The sequence below is a fragment of the Rhodococcus sp. MALMAid1271 genome (genome assembly GCF_049195265.1).
GTDB lineage: Bacteria > Actinomycetota > Actinomycetes > Mycobacteriales > Mycobacteriaceae > Rhodococcoides.
In genome coordinates this window covers 43,013-64,972 of sequence record NZ_JBMIRQ010000108.1, presented here as the reverse complement: position 1 = coordinate 64,972, position 21,960 = coordinate 43,013, and the positions used below count along the sequence as shown (strand labels likewise).

Here is a 21,960-nt window from a genome sequence, read left to right as displayed (position 1 = left end):
CTTCACGATCACCGATACCAACGCCATAACCGTGGTGCCACCGTCACCAGCAGGAGTGCCAGAACAGTGACCACGGCCTGGCCGACGCGTGCTGCCGTCACACCGCCGGCCGGATCGTGAGGTGGGTAGTTCACCACGGCGTTGGCTGCCGCATCGAGGATCAGGGTCGTGGTACCGAGCAGTAGTCCGATTCGCCTGCGTCGCGCGATGAGCACCGCCGCGAGCGGATCGAGTACGACGAGGGCGACGAAAAACCATGCGATTACTGCAGGTGTGCCTGGATAGGGATGCCCTGCGCCGCCGATCAGCTGTACAAGATGCACGGCCGTGCCGTACGCGAACACCGCTGTGAACAGGTACGTCAGCACGTGGACGTGCCGTGGGGCGGATCGCACGGAAACGACGGTACGCGCCGTCTACAGTCTGCTCATGCCCGCGCCTCATCGCCCCCGAGTTCTGATCGGTATTTCCGGCTGGACCTACGCGCCGTGGCGCGGCGATTTCTATCCGGCGGGCCTGGCGCACCGCAAGGAGCTCGAGTACGCCTCGGAGCATGTGACGTCGATCGAGATCAACGGGACGTTCTACGCGATGCAGAAGCCGTCGAGCTTCACCAAGTGGCGCGAGGAGACGCCGGACGAGTTCGTTTTCTCCATCAAGGGTGGCCGCTACGTCACGCACATCAAGCGCCTGGTGGGTGTCGAGAGTGCACTCGCGAACTTCTTCGCCACCGGAGTGCTGACCTTGGGCGACAAGCTGGGGCCGTTTCTGTGGCAGTTGCCGCCGAACCTCGAGTTCGACGCGCAGAAGGTGGCGGACTTCTGTGCTCTGCTGCCTCGAACCGTCACTGCTGCAGTGACTCTGGCGCAATCGCGCGATGACAAGTTGGCGGAGGATCGAGTGTTGTTACCTGATGCTTCGGCGAGGCCGTTGCGGCACTGTGTCGAAGCCAGGCATGCCAGCTTCGCCTCCGATGACGCGGTGGAGTTGTTGCGGCGCAACGATGTTGCGTTTGTTGTCGCCGATACCGCGGGCAAGTATCCCTATGTCGAGACTGCGACAGCCGATTTCATGTATGCCAGGTTGCACGGCGATCAGGAGCTGTATGCCAGCGGGTACACAGACGCCGCCCTGGATCGATGGGCCGAGAAGATCGCGGACTGGACGTCGACGGGACGCGACGTCTACGTGTACTTCGACAACGATGTCAAAGGTTACGCGCCGTCCGATGCAATGAAACTGATCGAGCGAGTCGGTAGATAGATATTCGGCTCTCTAGCGTGTGACGAATACGGCGCTAGTGAACGCTAGCGGGTCTCGCTGCTGTGAGCGGAGCGGACCACTGTCGATCCGCTGCGATGGCAGCCCGTTCACCGGCACACTGGGTTCATGAAACTACTTGTTCTCGGCGGCGGCGACTTCGTCGGGCGCACTGCCGTCGAACATGCCCTTGCGCTGCAGTGGGACGTCACGGTGCTCAATCGTGGAACGGCACCATCGGATGCGCGTGTCACCCGACTTCGGGGAGACCGGCGTGCGGCCGATGGGCTGGATTCCATTCGAGAAGGCAGCTGGGACATCGTGTTCGATACCTGGTCCTGGGAACCTGGCGTGGTGGAGCGTTCGGCTGCTGCGCTCGCCGATCGAGTGGGCAGCTACGTCTATGTCTCGAGCCGATCGGTGTACGACGCGCCGACGGAGGGAGCGAGCGAAACCTGGCCGACGGTGCAGGGGCCGGGCGAGGACTATGCCCGATGCAAGCTCGGCGGTGAGCAGGCCGCCCACGCGGCATTCGGCGATCGAGCACTACTGGTGCGGGCGGGGCTGATCCTCGGGCCGTACGAAAATATCGGCCGACTTCCCTGGTGGCTGAACAGAATCGATCGGGCGGGTGACGTGCTGGCACCCGGTCCCGCCGTCCTGGCACTGCAGTACATCGATGTCCGCGATCTCGTCGCGTGGAGTCTCGATGCAGCGGCGCGAGGGCTGGGCGGGGCGTACGACGTGGTGAGCCGGCCCGGTCACGCGACGATGGGCGAACTGCTGCAGTGCTGCATCGCCGCGACCGAATCCGAGGCTCGCTTGTGCTGGGTGGAACCGGACGTTCTCAGCGCTGCGGGCGTGCAGCCGTGGACGGAGCTACCGATCTGGATTCCGCCTGGTGCGGATCATGATTCGCTGCACGCATCCGACGTGTCGAAGGCATCGGCCGCAGGGCTTCGGACACGTCCGATTCAGGAGACCGTCGTGGACACGTGGAAGTGGCTGCAATCGCTGAACGGGCGGACGCCCATCAGGGGTGATCGGCCGCCCGTCGGGCTCCCGGCTGATCGGGAGGCGGCAATTCTGGCGGGTCGGTGACTCGGCAGACGGTCCGGGGCGTGTGCCCCGCGCTCTCAGCGGTCGTAGCGGCCGGAGAAGCGGTCGATCGCCTCCGCGCTCACCGGGCTGAACACGCCAACGAGGTTCTGGTCGGGGTCACGAAGGAAGAAGACCCGGTTGCCCCACGGCATGAGTGCCGGCTCGGCGACGAACTCCGCGCCCAGGGCGGTCAGGCGGGCGTACTCGGCGTCGACGTCGTCGACGAGGAACTCGAAGATCGCCGACCGGTTGGCGGCTGCCTCGGCAGAGCCGGGTGCGAACATCGGCACCGTGGCGGTGCTGCCGATCGCGAGGGTCGCGGTCGGGGTGAGGATCTCGGCGAAGACCGGCGCGGGGCGTACGGCGGTGGTGCCGGTGAGCTTCTCGTAGAACTCGACCATCGCGTCGAGGTTGTCGGTGATGACGCGGGTCGAGACGAATGCGGTGGCATGTGAGTTGGTCATGGCTGTGACGATATGGCCGATACAGGGCTGAATCCGCCCGGTATTCGTGGGAATCTGTTCACGTGGCCCGCTCGACTGCTCGTGTGTTGACCCTCCTGGAGTCTCTCCAGTCCGGAGGGATTCAGTCGGTCGCCACTCTCGCCACCCGGCTGGGCGTCGACGAGCGGACCGTGCGCCGCTATGTCGCGCAGCTGGTCGAGATGGAGGTGCCGGTCGAGTCGATCCGCGGGCGGCACGGTGGTTACCGCTTGGCGCGCGGCTACCGGATGCCACCGCTGATGTTGACCGACGAGGAGGCACTCACGCTGCTCTTGGGGCTGGTCGTGGGCAGCCGTGGCGGCGGGTTGCCGATCGACAGCGAGACCGTGGAGAGCGCTGTCGGCAAGTTGCGGCGCGTCCTACCGCGAGGAACGGCGGCACGGCTGGACGCGCTGCTGTCCTCCGCGGACCTGGCGCTCCTCGGTCCGCTCGGAAGCAGGAGCACGGACACTGTCGGTGACACCGATCCGAAGGTGTTGATGGTCATCGCCGAGGCCACCCGCGATCGCCACCCCGTCGAGATCGGCTACACCCGCAAGGACGGGCAAGCCAGCCGGCGCACGATCCTCCCCTACGGCATCGTCGCCCGCTCCGGACGCTGGTACGTCACAGGCCACGAGTCGGCTACCGGTGAGGTCCGGACCTTCCGTGTCGATCGGATCACCAACCCTGTGGCGTTGCCCGGATCGTTCAACGTTCCCGGCGACTTCGACGCGAGCGCGATCGTTCTGGCGAGCCTGGCCGCCACCCCGTGGCGCTATCGGGTATCGGTCCGCGTAGCCGGCACCATCGACGACCTACGCTCGCAGTTTCCCGCCGGCCTGGCGACGCTGGAGCCGGCCGCGTCCGTCGACACGGAGCCGTGGACCCGCGTTCGCCTGCGCGCCGAGCGCCTCGACTGGGTGGTCCCGTATTTCGCCGGACTCGGCCGCGACCTGTTCATCGAAGAACCAGGCGAGCTTCGAGAGCAGGTCCGGATTCTGGCCGGGCGTTTGCTTGCTGCGTGCGGTGACGACCCGCTTCCGCCTGGAGATCCACTCTCGACCTGACGCTAGAGAACGATAGAAAACGCTACGGAGCGCAAAGTCGTCGTACCGCGCCCTCGATGATCGATGCCCGACGCTGGTGTTCCGCGTCGTCGATCGGGCCGCAGTCGCTACCGGGAGCTGTCATCCAGGACGAGGTGATGCCGAAGATCATGGTGAACAGATCGTCGACGGTGAAGGCGTCGGATATCAATCCGTCCTGCTGCGCGGCTGCCATGACATTTCGCCGCTCGGCGATCACCGCATGGATGTCGTCGGCACCTGCGACCGCCGTGCCGCCTTGAAGCTGCGTCCACAGCAGCAGTCGGTGTTCCTGGGGATTGGCTGCGAGGTGCAGATATTCGCGTGCGGCGTATTCACCGAGATCATCGACGGTGAAGGGAACCGCCTCCAGAAAGCGTGCGAATCCGTCTTCCACAACGGCCCGGAACAGTGCTTCCTTGTCTCCGAAGTATGCGTACAGGCGTTCCTTGCTCGCCTTCGCCGAGACCGCGATGCGGTCCACCCGTGCCCCGGCCAGTCCGTGCTCGGAGAACTCTGCGCGTGCGGCGACGACGATGCGGGCGCGGGTTGCGCTGGCGTCTGGCTTCATATCGGCCACCATACCTCCTACCAACTAGTTCGTTTGACTCTCGGTGCGGCGTCGCTTAGGTTTTCGTCGGGACATCTTTCGGGCCCGAGAATCAACGAGTACGAGTGGGGTAGAAACATGTCGCAGGTCTCCGAGCGCGAAGCGTCGGATCCGAATCCGAACTACGAGCGCAGGTGGTTGGTGCTCTGCATCGTCGCCATCACGCAGCTCACGATCGTGCTGGACGGCACCATCGTCAACATTGCGCTGCCGCAGGCTCAGCTGGACCTGGGTATCAGTGACAGCAGCCGCGCCTGGGTCATCACCGCCTACGCGTTGTCGTTCGGCGCACTCCTGCTGCTCGGCGGACGCATCGCCGACTACTGGGGACGCAAGCGCTCGTTCATCGTCGGCATGGCCGGCTTCGCCGTCGCCTCCGCAGTCGGCGGACTCGCCCAAGAGGGGTGGCAGCTGTTCATCGCACGCGCAGGCCAAGGAGTCTTCGCCGCGCTGCTCGCACCTGCAGCACTGGCCATCCTGACCGTCACGTTCACCGACACCAAGGAACGCGCCAAAGCATTCGGTGTGTTCGGAGCCATTGCCGGAGGCGGCGCAGCCGTCGGCTTGCTCCTCGGTGGAGTACTCACCGAATACGCGAACTGGCGCTGGTGCCTGCTCGTCAACATCCCCGTTGCGATCGTTGCCATTGCGGCCGCTGTTCCGCTGGTCAAGGAAAGCAAGGCGCACGGAGACACTCGCTACGACCTGCCCGGCGCGATCCTCGTAGCACTCGGACTGGCGTCGCTGGTCTACGGCTTCACCGAAGCCGAAGACGGCTGGGCGACGGTACCCACCATCTCCTTCATCGTGCTCGGCCTGGCTCTGCTCGCCGCGTTCGTCGTCGTCGAGACCAAGTCCGACAACCCGCTGCTTCCGATGAGTGTGCTACTGGATCGTGACCGCGGTGCGGCGTACATCGGATCGGCCGTGATCGGTGCCGCATTGCTGGGCGGCACGTTGTACCTCACCTTCTACTTCCAGATCGTGCTCGAGATGAGCCCGGTGATCGCCGGCGTCGCATCACTGCCGATGACCGGCGGAATCCTGATCACTGCCGCGATCGCGTCCGCTCTCGTTCCGAGGATCGGGCCCAAGCCACTGATGGCCGTCGGACCCGTCGTCTCGGCGATCGGTCTGCTCCTGCTGACGCAGATCGGCGTCGACACCTCCTACTGGACACACGTCCTTCCCGGCGTCGTGCTGCTCGGCCTCGGCCTGGGCCTGTTGATGGTGCCGATGCAGAACGTCGCGCTCATCGGCGTCCCGGATCACGACGCAGGTGCCGCATCCGCTCTGATCAACGCCACCCTGCAGGTCGGCGGTGCACTCGGCGCAGCAGTGTTCACCACGGTGTACACCTCGTCCAAGACGTCGTACCTTGCCGACAACCCCGCCCCGACTCCACCCGCAGGAGTTCCAGCCGAGGCCCTCGCCGGCCAGCAGATCCCGAGCGACGAGGTACTGGCCGCGCTGCCGGAGCCGATCCGAGAGTTCGTTCTGGCGACCATCGATCACGCCTTCGCAGCCGAGGTGTCGGGCTACGCCTGGGCCTTCGGCACCGCTGCGATCCTGGTCGCGTTGGTGTGCCCGGTCGTGCTCGGGCTCGTCCGCGCGAAGAAGGACGACCTGCCCGTCGGGGACACTCCGGTCCACATCGGATAGTCCTCGCGAAACGAAGAACCCCGCTGCTCAGCCGTCGAGCAGCGGGGTTCTTCGTTCTCGAGGCCCTGTCAGTCCGGATCGATGGCATCGGCCTGCGCGGTGAGCAGCATGTGCAGCAACTCGGGAGGTAGAGCCAACGGTGGCATCGAACCGAGGGTGATGGAGTTCTCGGCATCGCCGTTCAGCTCCGTCACCTCGTCGTGCAGTCTTTCCATCTTCTCGTCGAGCTTGTTCGCGCTCTCGGCTGCCTCGGTCAGTTCGGCCAGCAGAGTCGGCGGAATCTGCTTGCGGTACTTGTAGAAGATCTTGTGTTCCAAGCTTGCCCAGAAGTCCATTGCAATGGTTCGGATCTGCAGTTCGACGAGCACCGGCTGGACGCCGTCGGACATGAACACCGGAATCTCGACGATCAGGTGCAAACTCTTGTAGCCGTTGGGTTTCGGGTTCGCGATGTAGTCCTTGATCTCGACGACCCGAATGTCGGTCTGACTGCTGAGCATGTCCGCGATGCGGTACGTGTCGGAGATGAAACTGCAGGTGATGCGGACCCCTGCGACGTCGAGGATGTTCTCCCGGATCGCATCGAGGTTCAGCGCGCACTTCTTGCGCTGGGCCTTGTCGATGATGCTCTCGGGCGTCTTCAACCTCGACGAGACGTGTTCGATGGGGCTGTAGCGGTGAATGTGAGTGAATTCCTGCTTCAGGATGTTGATCTTGGTGATCAGCTCGTCGATCCCGAACTTGTAACTCATCATGAATCGCGTGAAATCGTGTCTCAGCCGTCCCAGATCGACCGCAGTCTCACCGTTCTTCATGACCTCGTTCATGATCACGATTGTCCACGACGGCAGGTCGGGCCCGCGCGGCGCGCGAATCGAAGCTCGCATCACTGCACGACGGGCCGAGTTCGGGAGTGAATATCACGACGCCACAGGACTGGCACTGATGCGTGCGGTGATGCCCCAGTTCACACGAACACGCTCGTGAACCGACGAGAACCGAACCGGCGACGAGCCGATGACCGTTGCCACACCGCCTCGGTGCTCTCTCGGCCCATCGGTCCCCGACGCGATACAGCGACCCAGCCGTCGGTTCGTCCCCTCCGACTGTCATCACGCGCGACCGCCTTCGAGAATCCACCGAGTCCGCTCTGGACCGCCCGAAGTGGCTCCGCTGGCCGCATCGCCAACTTCGAGGGCCGGATCAGACTAGCAGAAAATCGAACGTATGTTCTATTCCTGTCGGAGGGGGTCAGTACCAGTGTTTGCGGCCACCGATCGCGCGTCCGGTGCTACCCAGTAGTGCCAATACGGCCCCGACGACCACGAGAATGATGCCGAGAACCCACAAGATCTGGATACTTGCGAAGTATCCGATGATGGCGAGAATCAATCCGAGAACGATCATGACCACTCCTGGCGTCGAGACGAGCCCGATAACGGCGGATGCCGGTACCACCGAAGTTACGCCCGTCAGGTGGCAGATTGGTCACGATTGTTCAATGTTCTCGTCACTGCGCCAGCGCTGCGAGGAAAGCCTCCGGGTCGATGAGATCAGACTGCCCGACGATCGATCCCAGATCCGCGATGCGCTCGATCCCGGTGAGCACCATCTCCTCCTCGACGGTGCCCTCGGCGTACCCGTAATAGCAGGTCGAAGTCGTGTGGTTGTGATCCTTGTCGATACGGTTCGCACGCCCCTCGATCTGCCGAATGTCGATGGGCGTCCACCGCGGATCGTGAATCAGCGTCACCCGCGGTGCGAGTGTGGAGACGGTGCCTTCGGGCAGCAGTAACTCGTTGGTGTGCAGGTTGATCGCGCTGGTGGTGGTCGAGACGATGACCGAAACTTTCCCGGTCTGAAAACGCCGGATGGACTCCTCCTGCTCGGGGCTGCTCATACTGCCGTCGACCACGGCGACATCGAGTCCCTCATCTCGCAGCGTCTGGGCAAGGGCCGCGACCGACTCGCGGTAGAACATCGAGACGAACACCTGATTGCCCGCCTTGACCCACGTGCGCACCTGATCGGCCGACGCGGGAATGCGCAGGTAAGAACATTTCTGGCGGAAACGCAAGGTTGCCGCACGGGTACTCGGGTTCTTCTGCAACACGCGCTTCCCACCGACGGCCTTCCAGATCGGTAGACCCAATTCCTTGCGGTAGTCCACCCACGCCGAGTTGTACAACCGCTTCTGTGTGGCGGTGAGTTCCTGGCCGAGTGGCTCCCGAGGTGTCGGCGGGGACGGCCGCGAAATCGACCACGCTGCAGCACCTCCCGAGAGCCATCTGTGCACGGTGGCGATATCGCGTTCGCGTCGGGCAACGTCCTCGGGCTCCCAGCGCCACGTCGTCAAGCCGGTAGATGCCTTACCTGCCTTGACCGCGAACCCGGATTCGATGAGGAACTCCGCCCACTTCATCGTGACCGCGTAACCGAGATAGTCGTCCTCGCCGAGGATCTCGACACCGAGACTGCGCTCCACCGCCCGAGCCATGTACGCGAAGTGCAACGGCTGGTACCCGGGAGTGGCAGACATCCACACCACCGACCGCGCCGCCTCCTGGTAGCGCCACAGGATCTGCGATTGCTGCGATTCGATGTTCATCAGCGCATGCGACTCGTCCGCGATCACGACATCCATCTCGAACCGAAGTTCACCGAGCGAGATGGTCCGCTTGTTCTGCGTCCGTTTACGTTTGCCCAGATCGGTCTCGGGAGGGACCGACAACAACTTCTTCGTCGACTGGTAGGTGATCAACAGCCAGCGCTTCCGGTCGGACGGCTCGATGTCTGCCTCACTGTCGGCGATGGTGCGACGCCAACCCGGTAGAGCGCCCTTCGGCGCGACCACCAGAACCGTCCCGATCTCGGCCGCAGACATCTGGCGAACGGCCTCGCACACCGCCAGCGTCTTGCCCAGCCCCGTCGAATCCATCTGTGCGAAGTACGGAAAGTCGGCTTCGAGAGCGGCGAGATGGCGTCGCACGGATTCGAGTTGGGTTTCGCGGGGCACCATCGCCCGCTCCCGTGTCGTTTCCTCGCGCCAGCTGTCGTTGGCGTCGTCCTCGAGCCATCGCTGCAGGCTGTACGGCATCGACTCGTACGGCTGCAGATACTCGGGCAGCTCCGTGCCGTAGTACGCGAACACCCGCGGACCGGGGTACCAACGCGCACCTGCAGCTCCCGCCGCCGACCGATCCTCGAACGGTACGTCCAGTACCCAGACGCGCTCGCCGGGATCGGGAACCCGCAGATCCGGAGCGGCGGTTTTGCGCGGAGATGCCCGCTTACGTGGTGCCGCTTTCTTCGCCTGCGTCTTCTTGGGAGCGGCTTTCTTCGGTGCGGCCTCGCCGTTCTTTGCGGCCGCGAACTTTCGCGCAGCACTGCTCTGCCCGGCCTTGACGGTGCGGGCGGTGGTGGATCGGGATGTGCGTCTACGAGGTGGCATCGGATCCAGTCTGTCGTACGGTGTGCACGAACACCGTAAAGGAGCCCTGTGACATACCCGAACGACCCGCGCGCCGTGGTGCTCGTCCACGACCGGGATCCTGCGCTCGCGCGACGCGACATCGGCACCCTCGACGCCGAATTGCGCACCAGAGGTTTCCAGTTGGACGTGCACTCCTTCGATCACAGCCCCGACACTGCGCCCCCGCAGCTGTCCGATGCGCAGCTGCTGGTGGTGATGGGCTCGCCCGACGCTGCCTACGACGACACGCTGAGCTGGCTCGAGCCCGAAATCGCCTATCTGCAGGACGCGATCGACGCGCAGGTGCCGGTCCTCGGTGTCTGCTTCGGCGGGCAGCTGCTCGCGCGAGTGCTCGGCGGAAGCGTGCGCAAATCCGAGCACCCCGAGTACGGATTCGTCGAGGTCGAGACCTCCGATCCCGAGCTCGTCGCCCCGGGGCCGTGGATGGAGTTCCACGGCGACACGTTCGTCGCTCCCGCGCAGGCCATGGTCATCGCACACAACGCGGCAGCACAGCAGGCGTTCGTCCTCGGACCACACCTCGGGCTGCAGTTCCACCCCGAAATCGACCTCGATACCTACGATGCGTGGGCTGCGGCCTGGGCCCGCGACGGCGTCGAACACAAGGTGGACGTGGACCGGATACGCGTCGCCGTCGCCGACGCCGAAGCAGCAGCTCGTGCGCGGTGCTCGACTCTGCTGGACGCCTTTCTGGCCCGATCCTCGGCGCTGCCCCGGTAGGGTCGAACAATGACCGAGGCCAGGCCCAGCAACTTCAGCGATCACCAACTCGGCATCTACGCCGCCGGAATGTTCGCCCAGCAGACGCCGTCGATCACCACCAATTTGGCGAGACTGGAAGATCAGGCGGCAGAATCGCTCTCGCCCGAGGCGTTGGGTTACATCGTCGCCAGCGCCGGTAGTGGATCGACCGCACGCGCGAATCGGGCGGCATTCGACACCTGGGCCATCGCCCCTCGCATGCTGCGCAGCTCGGCCGCTCGCGATCACGCGTGCACGGTTCTCGGCACCGATATGCCCGCTCCGCTGATGATCGCGCCCGTGGGAATTCAGACTCTTGCCCACCCGGACGGTGAGCTCGCGACGGTCCGGGCCGCAGCGGAACTCGGTGTGCCGTACATACATTCGACGCAGGCCTCGCACTCGTTCGAGCAGATCGCCGAGGCCGGCGGTGATGCCCCACGCTGGTATCAGCTGTACTGGCCGACGGACGAGTCGGTGTTGCTGAGCTTTCTACAACGAGCGAAGGACTCCGGCTTCAGCGCTCTGGTGTTGACCCTCGACACCACTCTGCTGGGCTGGCGGCCCGCCGACCTCGACCGCGGCTACCTACCGTTCCTGGCCAACCTCGGTATCGAGAACTACCTGACCGATCCGGCATTCCAGGCCGGACTTGCCCAGACTGCCGAGGACAATCCTGTTGCTGCCGCGATGCATTGGGCGCAGATGTTCCCCAATCCCGGTCTGTCGTGGAAGAACCTGGCGTTCCTGCGGGAGCACTGGAGCGGCCCGATCGTGCTCAAGGGCATCTGTACCGTCGGCGACGCCAGGGAGGCTGCGGCGCACGGAGTCGACGGCATCGTGGTCTCCAATCACGGTGGACGTCAGATCGACGGGGCCAGAGCATCGCTCGACGCATTACCGTCCATCGTCGACGCGGTGGGGGACGAGATGACAGTGCTGTTCGACTCCGGTGTGCGGACCGGGGCCGACATGGCCAAGGCCCTGGCCCTCGGGGCCGACGCGGTGCTACTGGGGCGGCCATTCCTCTACGGCCTCGCGCTCGGCGGACAAGAGGGCGTCGCGCACGTATTACGTTGCCTGCTGGCTGAATTCGATCTGGTGACCAGTCTGTCCGGTCATGCCGGTGCAGGCGAGCTCGGCCGCGACTCGATCATGGAGTCCTGATGGAGTGGACCGAGCACGCTATCTGGTGGCATCTGTATCCACTCGGCTTCACCGGCGCACCGGTGCACGGGTGGGACGGCGAATCTCAGTCGGATCTACACCGGCTCGGCAGAATCGAGAACTGGCTCGACTACGCACTCGAACTCGGGGCCTCGGGGATCGCCCTCGGCCCGATCTTCGAGTCCGAGAAGCACGGGTACGACACCGTCGACTACTACCGAGTCGACGGTAGGCTCGGCAGCGACGAGGATATCGATTCGCTGATCGCCGCAGCACACTCTCGCGGCCTCAAAGTCATGTTCGACGGCGTCTTCAACCATGTGGCGCAGAGCTTTCCGAAGTTCCGGCAGGCGCTGGAAGAAGGTCCCGATTCCGAGGCCGCAGAGTGGTTCCACCTCGACTGGTCCGGAAGCGAGCCGACGCATCGCAACTTCGAGGGCCACGACGAACTGGTCGCCCTCAATCACGAGAGCCCGCACGTGCAGCAGTTCGTCGTCGATGTGCTCTCGCACTGGCTGGGGCGCGGCGTCGACGCCTGGCGGCTCGATGCGGCCTACGCGGTCTCGCCCCGTTTCTGGGCTGCGGTGCTGCCGAAGGTGCGCGAGAAGCATTCGGAGGGCTACTTTCTCGGGGAGGTCATCCACGGCGACTACGACCGAATCGTCTCGGCCTCCACGCTGGATTCGGTCACGCAGTACGAGCTGTGGAAGGCGATCTGGAGTGGACTGAGCGAGAAGAACTTCTTCGAGCTCTCGCATGCCCTCGAGCGCCACAACGGCTGGCTCGATGCCTTCGTGCCGGCAACGTTCGTCGGAAATCACGACGTCAGCCGCATCGCCAGCGTCATCGAGGACGAGCGGCACCTGGTGCATGCGTTGGTGGTTCTGTTCACCGTGGGCGGTATGCCGATGATCTACTACGGCGACGAGCAGGCTTTCCGTGGGATCAAGGAAGATCGGGTCGGCGGTGACGACGAGGTGCGCCCCGAGTACCCGGAGACCTCCGATGACCTGGCTCCGTACGGCTGGCCTGTCTTCCGGATTCATCAGGAGCTCATCGGTGTACGACGTCGGAATCCGTGGTTGCACTCCGCGCGCACCGAGACGCTCGAGCTCACCAACACTGCCTTGCTCTATCGCGTTCATGCGGACGGTGACTCGTTGACGGTGGCGCTCAACCTGGGTGACGAGCCGATCGACTACCCGGCTCGGGGCAGCGAAGTACTGGCCGGTGACGCGCACCTGAACGACGGGCGGGTGAGCGTGCCGCCGCACGGCTGGGCCGTCATCGGCTGATCGCATGATCGAGTTCTATTCTTTCCTCTAAGTTTTCTGCAAGATTTCGCTAGAGATCGCTACAGGTACAGTCGAACGCGACACGGGGTGCCCACATGGGCTGAGAACACACCCGTCGAACCTGATCTGGTTAGGACCAGCGAAGGGAATGTCGTGGCGATTCGGTATTTCCTGTCTTCTCGCATCGGTCTTGACCTCGAACGAGAGGCGAAGCGCATGAGACTCGACGAGCAGACAGTATTGATCACCGGCGGCGGGCGCGGACTGGGAGCGTCGATCGCCGCTGCCTTCGCCGGTCAGGGTGCACGTGTGGTGATCGATTACCGCAACAGCAGAGATGCTGCCGAGGCGCTGGCAGACCGGCTCGGCGAGAACGCGATCGCAGTGCAGGGTGACGTCACCGACGAGTCGGCCGTCGCCGCGCTGTTCGGCGCTGCACGTGAACACTTCGGAACGCCGATCACCACCGTCGTCAACAACGCCCTTGCCGACTTCTCGTTCGACGGCGATGCGCGCCCCAAAGCCGAGACCATCACCTGGGAGCGCTTCGACGCCCAGTTACGCGGGAGCGTCCGCGCAGCGTTGCTCACCACCCAGGCCGCACTTCCGGGCATGCGTGAGGCGGGGTTCGGACGAATCATCAACGTGGGCACCAATTTGTTCCAGAATCCGGTGGTGCCGTACCACGACTACACCGCTTCCAAGGCTGCGCTGCTCTCGCTGACCCGCACTCTGTCCGCGGATCTCGGCGCAGACAACATCACCGTCAACATGGTCTCGGGTGGGCTGCTGCGCACCACCGACGCCAGTGCCGCCACCCCGGCCGAGGTATTCGACTTCATCGCTGCCTCGACCCCGCTGCAACGCGTCACCACACCCGAGGAGTTCGCCGATGCCCTGCTGTTCTTCGCCTCGCCGTGGGCGCGGTCGGTGACCGGCCAGAATCTGGTGGTCGACGGCGGTCTGGTCAAGAACTGATATGCATCTCAACGCTTTTCTCTACGGTTGCGGTCACCACAGCGCCGCGTGGCGTCATCCCGATTCGCGGGTCGAGGATCTCGGCGACATCGAGTACTACGAGGAACTCGCGCAGCTCGCCGAACGGGGCAAGTTCGACGCGGTGTTCTTCGCCGACGGACATTCGGTGCGCGACCCGGCAGGAGCGGGGACGTGGTTTCTCGAGCCGATCACCGCGCTGTCGGCCATGGCCAGGGCCACCACGCATATCGGCCTCGTCACCACGGTGTCGTCGACGTTCTACACCCCCTTCCATGCTGCGCGCATGCTCGCGTCGCTCGATCACATCAGCGGCGGCCGAGCGGGGTGGAACGTCGTCACCTCCATGTTCGACGCCGAGGCACGAAACCACGGAATGGACGCCATCCCGGCACGTGAGGAGCGTTACGCGCGAGCCGAAGAGTTCGTCGACGTCGCTCTGGCGCTGTGGGATTCGTGGGATGCCGATGCGTTGACGCTCGATCGCGCCGGTGCGTACGCAGATCCGGCCAAGGTGCACTCCATCGACCACGACGGCAAGCACTTTCGGGTCGACGGCCCGTTGACGGTACCCCGGTCGCCGCAGGGTCGGCCGGTGCTGTTCCAAGCGGGGGCGTCGGGGCCGGGCCGCGATCTCGCAGCCAAGTATGCCGAGGCGATCTACGCCGTCGCCTACGATCTCGTTGCAGCGCAGAGCTATTACCAGGACGTGAAGACACGAATCCGCCATGCGGGCCGCGACAGTGCGACAGTGGGAATCATGCCGGGTCTGGTGACGTACATCGGCTCGACCATGGACGAGGCCCGACGGAATAAAGCCGAACTGGATCGGCTGCTCCCCACCGAGCAGTCACTGGCGATGTTGTCGACCTTCACCGGGCAGGACTGCGCCGCTTGGGAACTCGATGCTCCGGTTCCGGCGTTGCCGCCGGCCTCCGAGTTCACCGGACCTCAGGGCCGGTACGAGACGATTCTGCGGATCATCGAGAAGGACGCCCCCACCGTGCGGGAATTGCTCGGTACTCTCGCCGCGGGCGGTGGGCACGCCACGATGATCGGCACACCGGAGTCCATAGCCGACGAGATGCAGTCGTGGATCGGCCGTGGTGCCGACGGATTCAATCTGATGTGCCCGCGCTACCCGGATTCACTTGCCGACTTCGTCGAGCATGTGGTACCGATTCTGCAGCAGCGCAATCTCTTTCGTAGGGATTACACTTCATCGACGCTTCGCGGTCACCTGGCTCACTGAGCGGATGTGGACTCAGTCCAGTGAGTCGATGAACTCCCGCGTCAACCGCGCGATGTCGTCGGCATGCGAGATCGGCGACCAGTGCCCCGCCGGAATGTCGTTGCGCGTGAGGTTCTTCACCCACCTGCCGGTGTCGTCGTAGTGATACGGACGCACGGCGACATCCTCGGTGTTGACGATGAGGTGCACCGGGACGTCGATGTAGCGATCCCGTGGATTACCCAGGCGCGGAATGATGTTGGCTCGATACAGGTTGGTGCCGTTGGTCGCGTCAGACCACAGCGTGGGGTTCTGGGTGACGAGCGCCGGGTCGACTCCCGAGAACTCTTGGAGGAATGCCGGCCAGCCCTTGGCGAATTGCCGTTTGATCCGCAGCGTGGACAGCCCGGGGATGTGGAAGGTGACGGTGTACCACGACGCGCGTACCTGGGCGAGCACCTGCTTGATGCCCGTGAGGGTGGGTTTGCGTAAACGCGACTGCGACCACTTGCCCAGGTGATCGAGATTCGGTCCCGAAATCGATGTGTAGGAACGAATGCGGTCCTTCGCGCGCGGTTGGGCAGCGGCCTCCCACACCTCCACGGCACCCCAGTCGTGAGCGAGCACATGGACGGGGGCATCCGGGCTCACCGCATCGGCGACAGCATAGAAATCCGAGGCCAGACGTGCCAGCTTGTACGCCGACTGCTCGGTGGGGACCGAACTGTCGCCCGCTCCGCGGGAGTCGTAGCTGATCACCCGGAAGCGGTCCTCGAGCTGTGGCACGATGTGGCTCCACAGCTCGTGGGTATCGGGCCACCCGTGCACCAGCACGATGGGGTCGCCGTCGGGGTTGCCACTCTCGAATACCGCGAGGCGGATTCCTTCGTTGACGACCGTTGTACGAACCGCGTTGTTGCTCAACAGGTTTTCCGTTCTATAGATCGAGTACGAGGCGCCCGCTGCGAGCGCGGGAGACGCAGATGAGCATGTGGTCACGCTGCTCCTCGGGCGTCAGTCGTGATTCCAGATGCTCGGGCTCACCGGACAGCACCCGGACCTTGCAGGTGCCGCAAAATCCTTGTTGACAGGAATAGGCGATGTTCGGCTTCTGTTCCTTGACTGCAGTCAGTACCGACGTATCGGCGGCGACATCGAGCACAGCGCCGGTGCTGATCAGCTGCACCTCGAAAGGTGTGCCGTCCAGAATCGGTGGTGGACCGAAGCGCTCGAAATGCAGTGCAGTGGAAGGGCATTGGCGAAAGTCGCGGCGGACGGCATCGAGCATCGGTGTGGGGCCGCAGCAGTAGACGGCACCGCCCGCCGGTGCGCGCTCGAGCAACTCGCCCTCGCCGGGGTATCCGTGCACATCGTCGGTGCGGATGAACACGCGGTCGGATTCCCAGCTCTCGATCTCGTCGAGGAAGGGCATCGTGTCGCGAGATCGACCGCAGTACACGAACTGCCAGTCCATGCCGAGGATCCGTGCAGCTCTGACCATCGCGATGATGGGAGTGATGCCGATTCCACCCGCGATGAACAGGGCACTGCCTTCGCCGACGAACGGAAACCCGTTGCGCGGGCCGCGGACGGTGACCTCGGTGCCCGGCGCCAGCCCGTGCATCTCGATGGATCCGCCTGCACCGGTAGGAATTCGGCGAACCGCGATTCGGTAGGAGCTGCGATCGGCCGGGTCGCCGCACAGTGAGTACTGCCGTCGGCGGCCCGAGGGCAGGTGTAGATCGAGATGACAGCCGGGATGCCAGATCGGCAGTTGATCTCCCGTCGGCGATGCGAGGGTGAGCGCGGCGACATCGTTGTCCTCGGCGACGATCTCACGCCCGGTGACGACCAGCTTCAGCGCGGAATCGGGATTGTGGCCGGCGACGGCGTCGTCGTACTCCGTTCCGGCAGCCGCGTGCATGTACCCGTTGAGGAAGGTGCCGAGGAGCTGCATCGAGCGATCGGGACGTGCCCGTCCGCGTAGATCCGGCGGCGCATCCTTGGGGAGCAGCCGCGGGACGCGTCGTGAGTTGAGCTTCACCGAGCCGCAGCCTGCGCGGCAGGTGAGGACGCGAGGTACCGGACTGCCTGCGCCGTGGAGCCTTCCTGGCTCGGGTGATACGACTTCTTCAGATACCGGGACATACTGCGAGCGACCAGCGTCAGCGCGGGGAGAGTGCCCCGCCTGACCGACTTCCGCCACAGAGCCGACCGCGGCTTGCGTACCGACTTGGGCGCGGTCGCCAGTTCCGGGTCGTTCTTCATCAGGAAGAGGATTCCGCGCATCCAGATGTACGCCATCAACGGCACGACCACCGCGAACGTGCGCAGGCGACGCACCTCGCGCTTGTCGAAGTACCGCAGTGTGTCGTATGCGACCGAGCGGTGTTCGACTTCCTCGGCACCGTGCCACCGCAACAGATCGAGCATTGTCGGATGAATGCCGGCTCGGTCCAGGCCGTCGGCGTTGAGCACCCAATCGCCGAGAAATGCCGTCACGTGCTCAATCGCAGCGATGAGGGCCAGTCGCTCGACCAGGTTGTTCTTCGATCGCAGACTGGTCACCGAATCCGATCCGAGAACCTTGCCGAAGGCCCATTCCATCTGGTCGGTGAACGGAGTGGGGTCGAGTCCGTTCTGCTGGAGGTGCACGAGGACGCCGGTGTGGGCCTCGGCGTGGACGGCCTCCTGGCCGATGAAGCCGATGACGTCGTCGCGTAGCTTCTCGTCGTCGATGTAGGGAAGGGCTTCTTTGAAGGTATCGACGAACCAGTGCTCGCCCGCAGGAAGGATCAAGTGGAGCACATTGAGGACGTGCGTGGTGTACGGGTCGCCCGGCACCCAGTGCATCGGTAGATCGCTCCAGTCGAACTTCACGTTCCTGGCCTGCAGCATCACTTCACCGGGATCCGACGCGACGGTGTTCTGTTCGTTCATCGAGCCCACCTCCTCCACTTCCGCATGTGTGGCCGATACCACAGTGCGCGCTTAAGTATAAACATCAGTTACATGTAAAAGGAACCGTGTCGGAGTCGAGTGAGAGACTGCTGAGATGACCGACTCCTCCCCCGTGTCGACTCCCCCGAGTCGTGTCTGCGCGACCTGGCCTGCCGAATGGCCCGCCGAGGTGCGCAAGATCGCCGATGCCACGAACGATGCCCTCGCTGCTGTGGCGGCGCGGGACCCGATCGCGTTCGACGACGCCGTCGAACTACTGGGCCGCTCGGACTCGGCGCAAGCCGGTCGCGTGCATGCCGAAATGGTACGCACGTTGCTCGAAGAGGTATATAGCGATGGGTTGACGGGCGAGAACGTCCAGGAGGTGCTGGGGCGAACCGTGCGAGGCGCGGACTGGCTGCCGAATCTGGACATCGCGGGGTTCGTCGAGGTGCTCACCGGGGCGCTGGGTGTGTCGGATGTCGACGAACAGTCACGTACGAGGCCGCGGCCGGCGCACGCCCTGCTGGTGGTGGCGGATCTGCTCGCGGTTCGCAAAAGCCATGCCGAGACCTACCTGCGCCGCGCACTGGCCGAAGTCCGCCGCGCCGAGACGATCGAGATGCCCTAGTGGAGTCTTCACCTGTCTTGCGCCAGTGCTAGAAAGGTGAAGAAAGCCCTACCCGCGACCGCGCGGCGTCGGTGGGGGCTACCGATGCAGGATGTTCGCCCCGGCGAGGACGGCCCGGATGGACGACAGGTTGGGGTCGCCATCGATGCCCATCGACCATTCGCGGCGGCCGTCGTGCTCGGCCAGAACGAACGTGGCGGTCTCGTCGCCGATGGCCTGCTGGTGGAACGAGAGGATCTCGAAGCGGAATCCGGCGTCGTGAAGCATCGATGTCAACGCCTCGATAGGTCCGTATGTCGTTGCAGCACAAGCAATGATCGTGTCGCCGATGCCGAAGGTCGCATCGAATTCGATCTTTCCGCCGGTGGTTTTCGTCCCGGTCCACGACCCCAGTCGAACGGGCCCGGTGGTGGGCGAGAAGCGGTCGGTGAAGTTCGCCCACGACAGGTGTTGGCGGGTGATCTCCTCGCGCATCGTGCGCGGCAGGGCGCACGCGAAACGGGCATGGAACGAATCTGCGGCGAAAGAGGAAGCAAGAGAATTCATGAAGGTGGTCTTCCGAATGTGAAGGGAGGACCGAGATAGCACGACGACCCGCAGCGAGGGGTCGGTCCGAATCAGACCCCGCTACGGCGGCGTACTACGAGGATGCGCTTCACGGGGCCCAGTAAACCCCGACCTGGGGCACGGCGCAAGTATCGATCGCATACAGATGTCTAGGACACGTGCTAGATGTCCGCATAGATCACTCGATCGGTTGTTACTTTGGCCCCATGGACCCCGTGCGTAACCCATACGCTCCCGGCGCCGGCCAGCGCCCACCCGAGCTCGCAGGCCGAAAGAAGCAGCTCGACGCCTTCGACGTCGTGCTGGAGCGCATCACTCGCGGCAGGCCCGAACGCAGCGTCGTACTGACCGGGCTGCGCGGCGTCGGGAAGACCGTGCTGCTCAACCAGCTCCGATCTGCGGCGATCGCCCGCGGATGGGGCACCGGCAAGATCGAAGCCCGGCCAGACCAGGAACTGCGTCGACCGCTCTCGTCGGCGCTGCACATGGCGGTCCGTGGGATTGCGGCCTCGCATCGCGATCCCGAACGCGTCGACGAGTTTCTCGGCGTCCTCAAGGCCTTCGCCCTGCGCTCCACTGCCGACAAGGGCATGCGCGAGCGGTGGCAACCCGGCATCGACGTCCCGGCCAAGACCGGCCGCGCCGACTCCGGGGACATCGAGATCGATCTCGTCGAACTGCTGCTCGATGCCTCCGCGCTGGCCGGGGATGTGGGCGTGGGCATCGCCATCTTCATCGACGAGATGCAGGATCTGGGTGCGGCGGACATCTCCGCGCTGTGTGCGGCCTGCCACGAACTCAGTCAGGACACCGCGCCGCTGATCATCGTCGGGGCCGGGTTGCCGCATCTGCCCGCCGTGCTGTCGGCGTCCAAGAGCTACTCCGAGCGACTGTTCAGCTACCACCGGATCGGCCGACTCGAACGAGCTGCCGCCGACCTGGCCCTGATCGCCCCGGCCGACCGTGAGGACGTCGAGTTCACCGACGATGCTCTCGATGCGCTGTACGCGGCAGCCGACGGGTACCCGTACTTCGTCCAGGCGTACGGCAAAGCGACCTGGGATCTCGCGGCCGACAGCCCGATCTCCGCCGAGGACGTACGCGTTGCGGCACCGACGGCAGAGGAGGAACTGGCCGTCGGGTTCTTCGGCTCTCGCTACGAACGCGCGACCCCTGCCGAGCGCGAATACATGCGTGCGATGGCCGAACTGTCGGTGGACGACGGCTCGGTACCGACCTCGGCGGTGGCGACCGAGCTCGAGCGCAAGCCGGCGTCGCTGTCTCCCGCCAGGGACGGACTCATCAAGAAGGGACTGATCTATTCGGCCGAGCGCGGCACCATCGCCTTCACGGTCCCGCACTTCGGCAGATACCTGCGCGCACAGACCGACGAACCTGCGGCGGTGTGACGGCTACCGGCGCGCCTGCTCTCGCTCGCCGCACAACTGATGGAGCCTGGCCATCGCCGTGGAGTCGGAGTGCTCGACGTTGACCAGGCTGGGGTCCCCGTCGTAGAAGTCGATCAGACGCTGATCCATCACCTTGCGCCACAGCGGCGGAACAAGCGAGCAGAAGATCATCACCGCGTAGCCCGCCGGTAGCTGTGGGGACTCGTCGACGGTGCGCAGGGCCTGGTACCGGCGCACCGGATGCGCGTGGTGATCGCTGTGACGTTGCAGGTGGTACAGAAACAGGTTGCTCCACAGGTGATCGCTGTTCCAGCTGTCGCGGTGGCTCGGTTTGCGGTATTTACCGCTCGGCCGTTTCTGTCGCAGCAGCCCGTAGTGCTCGAGGTAGTTCGCTGCCTCGTACAGGACGATCGCGATGGCGGCCTGCAGTAGGAGATACGGCACGATCACCGTGCCGAACACTGCGATCAACACCCCGAACAGGGCGACGCTCATCGCGGCGGCGTTGAAGAGATTGTTGCGAAGGGTCCAGGGCGAGGAGCCGGATCGGGCCAGCCGGCGGGACTCGAGTCCCCATGCCGAGCGCAGACCGTGGACGATCGTGCGCGGCAGAAACTTCCAGAAGGACTCACCGAATTTCGCCGACGCCGGATCCTCCGGGGTGGCCACCCGCAGGTGGTGGCCGTGATTGTGTTCGACGTAGAAGTGGCCGTAGAGCGACTGCGCCAGCGTCACCTTCGAGAGCCAGCGTTCGAGGAGTTCACGCTTGTGGCCGAGTTCGTGTGCGGCGTTGATGCCCACTCCGCCCACGATGCCGACCGTGATGGCCAGACCGATTCGCTCGGGAACTCCCAGTGGGCCGTGCGCCCAGAGATAGCAGGCGGCAACAAGTCCCGCGTACTGCAGTGGCAGGAACAGGTACACGCACCAGCGGTAGTACTTGTCTTTCTCCAGAGCCGAGATGGCCTCGTCCGGGGGATTGCTTCTGTCGACGCCTGCGAACTTGTCCACGATGGGCAGGACGACACCCATGATCATCAAGCCGAGGGTCCAGAACGCTCCTGGGCCGAGGACCGACACCAACCCCCACGCCAGGAATGGGCTCAGAGGAATGGTCAACCCCAGCGGCCACAGGTATCGCTTGGGGTCGCGCCACCGCGGCGAGACGCTCGTGGCGGACTGATCATGCATTCTTGATGTGCAACTCCCGGCTTGTGCTGCGCCTCTAGACCGAGGCGCGACGATAGTGGTGTCTCACAAGTTCATCGCCTGCCGTCCGATGATAGT

Annotated in this window: 22 protein-coding genes and 1 riboswitch; of the genes, 11 read left to right on the top strand and 11 right to left on the bottom strand. The window is 64.5% G+C overall.

Annotated elements, in window-relative coordinates:
* Positions 1–8 precede the first annotated feature (8 nt).
* Positions 9–395: a hypothetical protein gene (locus tag ACOQFP_RS18105; RefSeq protein WP_421585084.1), complete on the bottom strand. Its 387-nt coding sequence runs from the start codon at positions 393–395 to the stop codon at positions 9–11.
* 34 nt (positions 396–429) lie between these two features.
* Between ACOQFP_RS18105 and ACOQFP_RS18100 the strand changes: the two genes are divergently transcribed.
* The gene (locus ACOQFP_RS18100) at positions 430–1,263 is read left to right on the top strand and encodes a DUF72 domain-containing protein (protein WP_341244551.1); all 834 of its coding nucleotides are present in this window, start codon (positions 430–432) and stop codon (positions 1,261–1,263) included.
* A 126-nt stretch (positions 1,264–1,389) separates the two neighbouring features.
* Positions 1,390–2,361, top strand: a complete 972-nt coding sequence (locus tag ACOQFP_RS18095; protein WP_421585083.1) for an NAD-dependent epimerase/dehydratase family protein — start codon at positions 1,390–1,392, stop codon at positions 2,359–2,361.
* Positions 2,362–2,396: 35 nt separating this feature from the next.
* Here the strand turns inward: ACOQFP_RS18095 and ACOQFP_RS18090 are convergent, their stop codons facing one another.
* Entirely contained in the window at positions 2,397–2,825 is a 429-nt protein-coding gene (locus ACOQFP_RS18090) for a VOC family protein (RefSeq protein ID WP_206487266.1), read from the bottom strand.
* 62 nt (positions 2,826–2,887) lie between these two features.
* On the opposite strand from ACOQFP_RS18090, the gene ACOQFP_RS18085 reads away from it, so the two are divergent.
* Positions 2,888–3,913 carry a YafY family protein gene (locus ACOQFP_RS18085; protein WP_341244543.1) on the top strand — a complete coding sequence of 342 codons (1,026 nt, stop codon included), beginning with the start codon at positions 2,888–2,890 and terminating at the stop codon, positions 3,911–3,913.
* Between the two features lie 22 nt (positions 3,914–3,935).
* Here the strand turns inward: ACOQFP_RS18085 and ACOQFP_RS18080 are convergent, their stop codons facing one another.
* Positions 3,936–4,502, bottom strand: a complete 567-nt coding sequence (locus tag ACOQFP_RS18080) for a TetR family transcriptional regulator (protein WP_206487270.1) — start codon at positions 4,500–4,502, stop codon at positions 3,936–3,938.
* A 117-nt stretch (positions 4,503–4,619) separates the two neighbouring features.
* On the opposite strand from ACOQFP_RS18080, the gene ACOQFP_RS18075 reads away from it, so the two are divergent.
* Positions 4,620–6,203: an MFS transporter gene (locus ACOQFP_RS18075; protein ID WP_341244544.1), complete on the top strand. Its 1,584-nt coding sequence runs from the start codon at positions 4,620–4,622 to the stop codon at positions 6,201–6,203.
* A 68-nt stretch (positions 6,204–6,271) separates the two neighbouring features.
* Here the strand turns inward: ACOQFP_RS18075 and ACOQFP_RS18070 are convergent, their stop codons facing one another.
* The 3 genes from ACOQFP_RS18070 to ACOQFP_RS18060 form a co-directional block, all read right to left on the bottom strand.
* Positions 6,272–7,030, bottom strand: a complete 759-nt coding sequence (locus ACOQFP_RS18070; RefSeq protein ID WP_341244545.1) for a GTP pyrophosphokinase family protein — start codon at positions 7,028–7,030, stop codon at positions 6,272–6,274.
* A 424-nt stretch (positions 7,031–7,454) separates the two neighbouring features.
* Positions 7,455–7,610, bottom strand: a complete 156-nt coding sequence (locus tag ACOQFP_RS18065) for a DUF6131 family protein (RefSeq protein ID WP_206487274.1) — start codon at positions 7,608–7,610, stop codon at positions 7,455–7,457.
* A 103-nt stretch (positions 7,611–7,713) separates the two neighbouring features.
* Positions 7,714–9,654 carry a helicase-related protein gene (locus tag ACOQFP_RS18060; RefSeq protein WP_421585082.1) on the bottom strand — a complete coding sequence of 647 codons (1,941 nt, stop codon included), beginning with the start codon at positions 9,652–9,654 and terminating at the stop codon, positions 7,714–7,716.
* 48 nt (positions 9,655–9,702) lie between these two features.
* Here ACOQFP_RS18060 and ACOQFP_RS18055 point away from each other — a divergent pair, with 48 nt between their 5' ends.
* From ACOQFP_RS18055 to ACOQFP_RS18035, 5 genes are all read left to right on the top strand, one after another.
* Positions 9,703–10,416, top strand: a complete 714-nt coding sequence (locus ACOQFP_RS18055; RefSeq protein WP_421585081.1) for a type 1 glutamine amidotransferase — start codon at positions 9,703–9,705, stop codon at positions 10,414–10,416.
* A 9-nt stretch (positions 10,417–10,425) separates the two neighbouring features.
* A complete protein-coding gene (locus tag ACOQFP_RS18050) occupies positions 10,426–11,604 on the top strand; it encodes an alpha-hydroxy-acid oxidizing protein (protein WP_421585080.1) in 1,179 nt (392 codons plus the stop codon).
* Positions 11,604–12,899: an alpha-amylase family glycosyl hydrolase gene (locus ACOQFP_RS18045; protein ID WP_421585079.1), complete on the top strand. Its 1,296-nt coding sequence runs from the start codon at positions 11,604–11,606 to the stop codon at positions 12,897–12,899. Before ACOQFP_RS18050 ends, ACOQFP_RS18045 begins: the two co-directional genes overlap by 1 nt.
* A 73-nt stretch (positions 12,900–12,972) precedes the next feature.
* A riboswitch (TPP riboswitch) is annotated at positions 12,973–13,065 on the top strand.
* 50 nt (positions 13,066–13,115) lie between these two features.
* Positions 13,116–13,877 carry a 3-oxoacyl-ACP reductase gene (locus ACOQFP_RS18040; protein WP_206487285.1) on the top strand — a complete coding sequence of 254 codons (762 nt, stop codon included), beginning with the start codon at positions 13,116–13,118 and terminating at the stop codon, positions 13,875–13,877.
* 1 nt (position 13,878) lies between these two features.
* The gene (locus ACOQFP_RS18035; RefSeq protein ID WP_421585078.1) at positions 13,879–15,147 is read left to right on the top strand and encodes an LLM class flavin-dependent oxidoreductase; all 1,269 of its coding nucleotides are present in this window, start codon (positions 13,879–13,881) and stop codon (positions 15,145–15,147) included.
* Positions 15,148–15,159: 12 nt separating this feature from the next.
* Here the strand turns inward: ACOQFP_RS18035 and ACOQFP_RS18030 are convergent, their stop codons facing one another.
* The 3 genes from ACOQFP_RS18030 to ACOQFP_RS18020 form a co-directional block, all read right to left on the bottom strand.
* Positions 15,160–16,050, bottom strand: a complete 891-nt coding sequence (locus ACOQFP_RS18030) for an alpha/beta fold hydrolase (protein WP_421585077.1) — start codon at positions 16,048–16,050, stop codon at positions 15,160–15,162.
* A 13-nt stretch (positions 16,051–16,063) separates the two neighbouring features.
* Complete coding sequence (locus tag ACOQFP_RS18025) at positions 16,064–17,083, bottom strand: PDR/VanB family oxidoreductase (protein ID WP_421585307.1); 1,020 nt, start codon at positions 17,081–17,083, stop codon at positions 16,064–16,066.
* Between the two features lie 83 nt (positions 17,084–17,166).
* A complete protein-coding gene (locus tag ACOQFP_RS18020; protein WP_421585076.1) occupies positions 17,167–18,066 on the bottom strand; it encodes a metal-dependent hydrolase in 900 nt (299 codons plus the stop codon).
* A gap of 115 nt (positions 18,067–18,181) precedes the next feature.
* Here ACOQFP_RS18020 and ACOQFP_RS18015 point away from each other — a divergent pair, with 115 nt between their 5' ends.
* A complete protein-coding gene (locus ACOQFP_RS18015; RefSeq protein WP_341245504.1) occupies positions 18,182–18,697 on the top strand; it encodes a hypothetical protein in 516 nt (171 codons plus the stop codon).
* Positions 18,698–18,775: 78 nt separating this feature from the next.
* Here the strand turns inward: ACOQFP_RS18015 and ACOQFP_RS18010 are convergent, their stop codons facing one another.
* The gene (locus ACOQFP_RS18010) at positions 18,776–19,243 is read right to left on the bottom strand and encodes a 2-isopropylmalate synthase (protein ID WP_421585075.1); all 468 of its coding nucleotides are present in this window, start codon (positions 19,241–19,243) and stop codon (positions 18,776–18,778) included.
* Positions 19,244–19,470: 227 nt separating this feature from the next.
* Here ACOQFP_RS18010 and ACOQFP_RS18005 point away from each other — a divergent pair, with 227 nt between their 5' ends.
* Positions 19,471–20,673: an ATP-binding protein gene (locus ACOQFP_RS18005; RefSeq protein ID WP_206487300.1), complete on the top strand. Its 1,203-nt coding sequence runs from the start codon at positions 19,471–19,473 to the stop codon at positions 20,671–20,673.
* Between the two features lie 3 nt (positions 20,674–20,676).
* Here ACOQFP_RS18005 and ACOQFP_RS18000 read toward each other — a convergent pair whose 3' ends face one another.
* On the bottom strand, positions 20,677–21,864 hold the full coding sequence (locus tag ACOQFP_RS18000) for an alkane 1-monooxygenase (protein WP_206487302.1): 1,188 nt from the start codon (positions 21,862–21,864) through the stop codon (positions 20,677–20,679).
* Positions 21,865–21,960: the final 96 nt, after the last annotated feature.

Excerpts from the sequence above, each read along its gene's own strand:
- ACOQFP_RS18100 (WP_341244551.1), top strand. The coding sequence starts at position 430 with ATGCCCGCGCCTCATCGCCCCCGAGTTCTGATCGGTATTTCCGGCTGG.
- ACOQFP_RS18095 (WP_421585083.1), top strand. The coding sequence starts at position 1,390 with ATGAAACTACTTGTTCTCGGCGGCGGCGACTTCGTCGGGCGCACTGCC.
- ACOQFP_RS18090 (WP_206487266.1), bottom strand. The coding sequence starts at position 2,825 with ATGACCAACTCACATGCCACCGCATTCGTCTCGACCCGCGTCATCACC.
- ACOQFP_RS18080 (WP_206487270.1), bottom strand. The coding sequence starts at position 4,502 with ATGAAGCCAGACGCCAGCGCAACCCGCGCCCGCATCGTCGTCGCCGCA.
- ACOQFP_RS18075 (WP_341244544.1), top strand. The coding sequence starts at position 4,620 with ATGTCGCAGGTCTCCGAGCGCGAAGCGTCGGATCCGAATCCGAACTAC.
- ACOQFP_RS18070 (WP_341244545.1), bottom strand. The coding sequence starts at position 7,030 with ATGAACGAGGTCATGAAGAACGGTGAGACTGCGGTCGATCTGGGACGG.
- ACOQFP_RS18065 (WP_206487274.1), bottom strand. The coding sequence starts at position 7,610 with ATGATCGTTCTCGGATTGATTCTCGCCATCATCGGATACTTCGCAAGT.
- ACOQFP_RS18060 (WP_421585082.1), bottom strand. The coding sequence starts at position 9,654 with ATGCCACCTCGTAGACGCACATCCCGATCCACCACCGCCCGCACCGTC.
- ACOQFP_RS18050 (WP_421585080.1), top strand. The coding sequence starts at position 10,426 with ATGACCGAGGCCAGGCCCAGCAACTTCAGCGATCACCAACTCGGCATC.
- ACOQFP_RS18045 (WP_421585079.1), top strand. The coding sequence starts at position 11,604 with ATGGAGTGGACCGAGCACGCTATCTGGTGGCATCTGTATCCACTCGGC.
- ACOQFP_RS18040 (WP_206487285.1), top strand. The coding sequence starts at position 13,116 with ATGAGACTCGACGAGCAGACAGTATTGATCACCGGCGGCGGGCGCGGA.
- ACOQFP_RS18035 (WP_421585078.1), top strand. The coding sequence starts at position 13,879 with ATGCATCTCAACGCTTTTCTCTACGGTTGCGGTCACCACAGCGCCGCG.
- ACOQFP_RS18025 (WP_421585307.1), bottom strand. The coding sequence starts at position 17,083 with ATGCAGCTCCTCGGCACCTTCCTCAACGGGTACATGCACGCGGCTGCC.
- ACOQFP_RS18020 (WP_421585076.1), bottom strand. The coding sequence starts at position 18,066 with ATGAACGAACAGAACACCGTCGCGTCGGATCCCGGTGAAGTGATGCTG.
- ACOQFP_RS18015 (WP_341245504.1), top strand. The coding sequence starts at position 18,182 with ATGACCGACTCCTCCCCCGTGTCGACTCCCCCGAGTCGTGTCTGCGCG.
- ACOQFP_RS18010 (WP_421585075.1), bottom strand. The coding sequence starts at position 19,243 with ATGAATTCTCTTGCTTCCTCTTTCGCCGCAGATTCGTTCCATGCCCGT.
- ACOQFP_RS18005 (WP_206487300.1), top strand. The coding sequence starts at position 19,471 with ATGGACCCCGTGCGTAACCCATACGCTCCCGGCGCCGGCCAGCGCCCA.
- ACOQFP_RS18000 (WP_206487302.1), bottom strand. The coding sequence starts at position 21,864 with ATGCATGATCAGTCCGCCACGAGCGTCTCGCCGCGGTGGCGCGACCCC.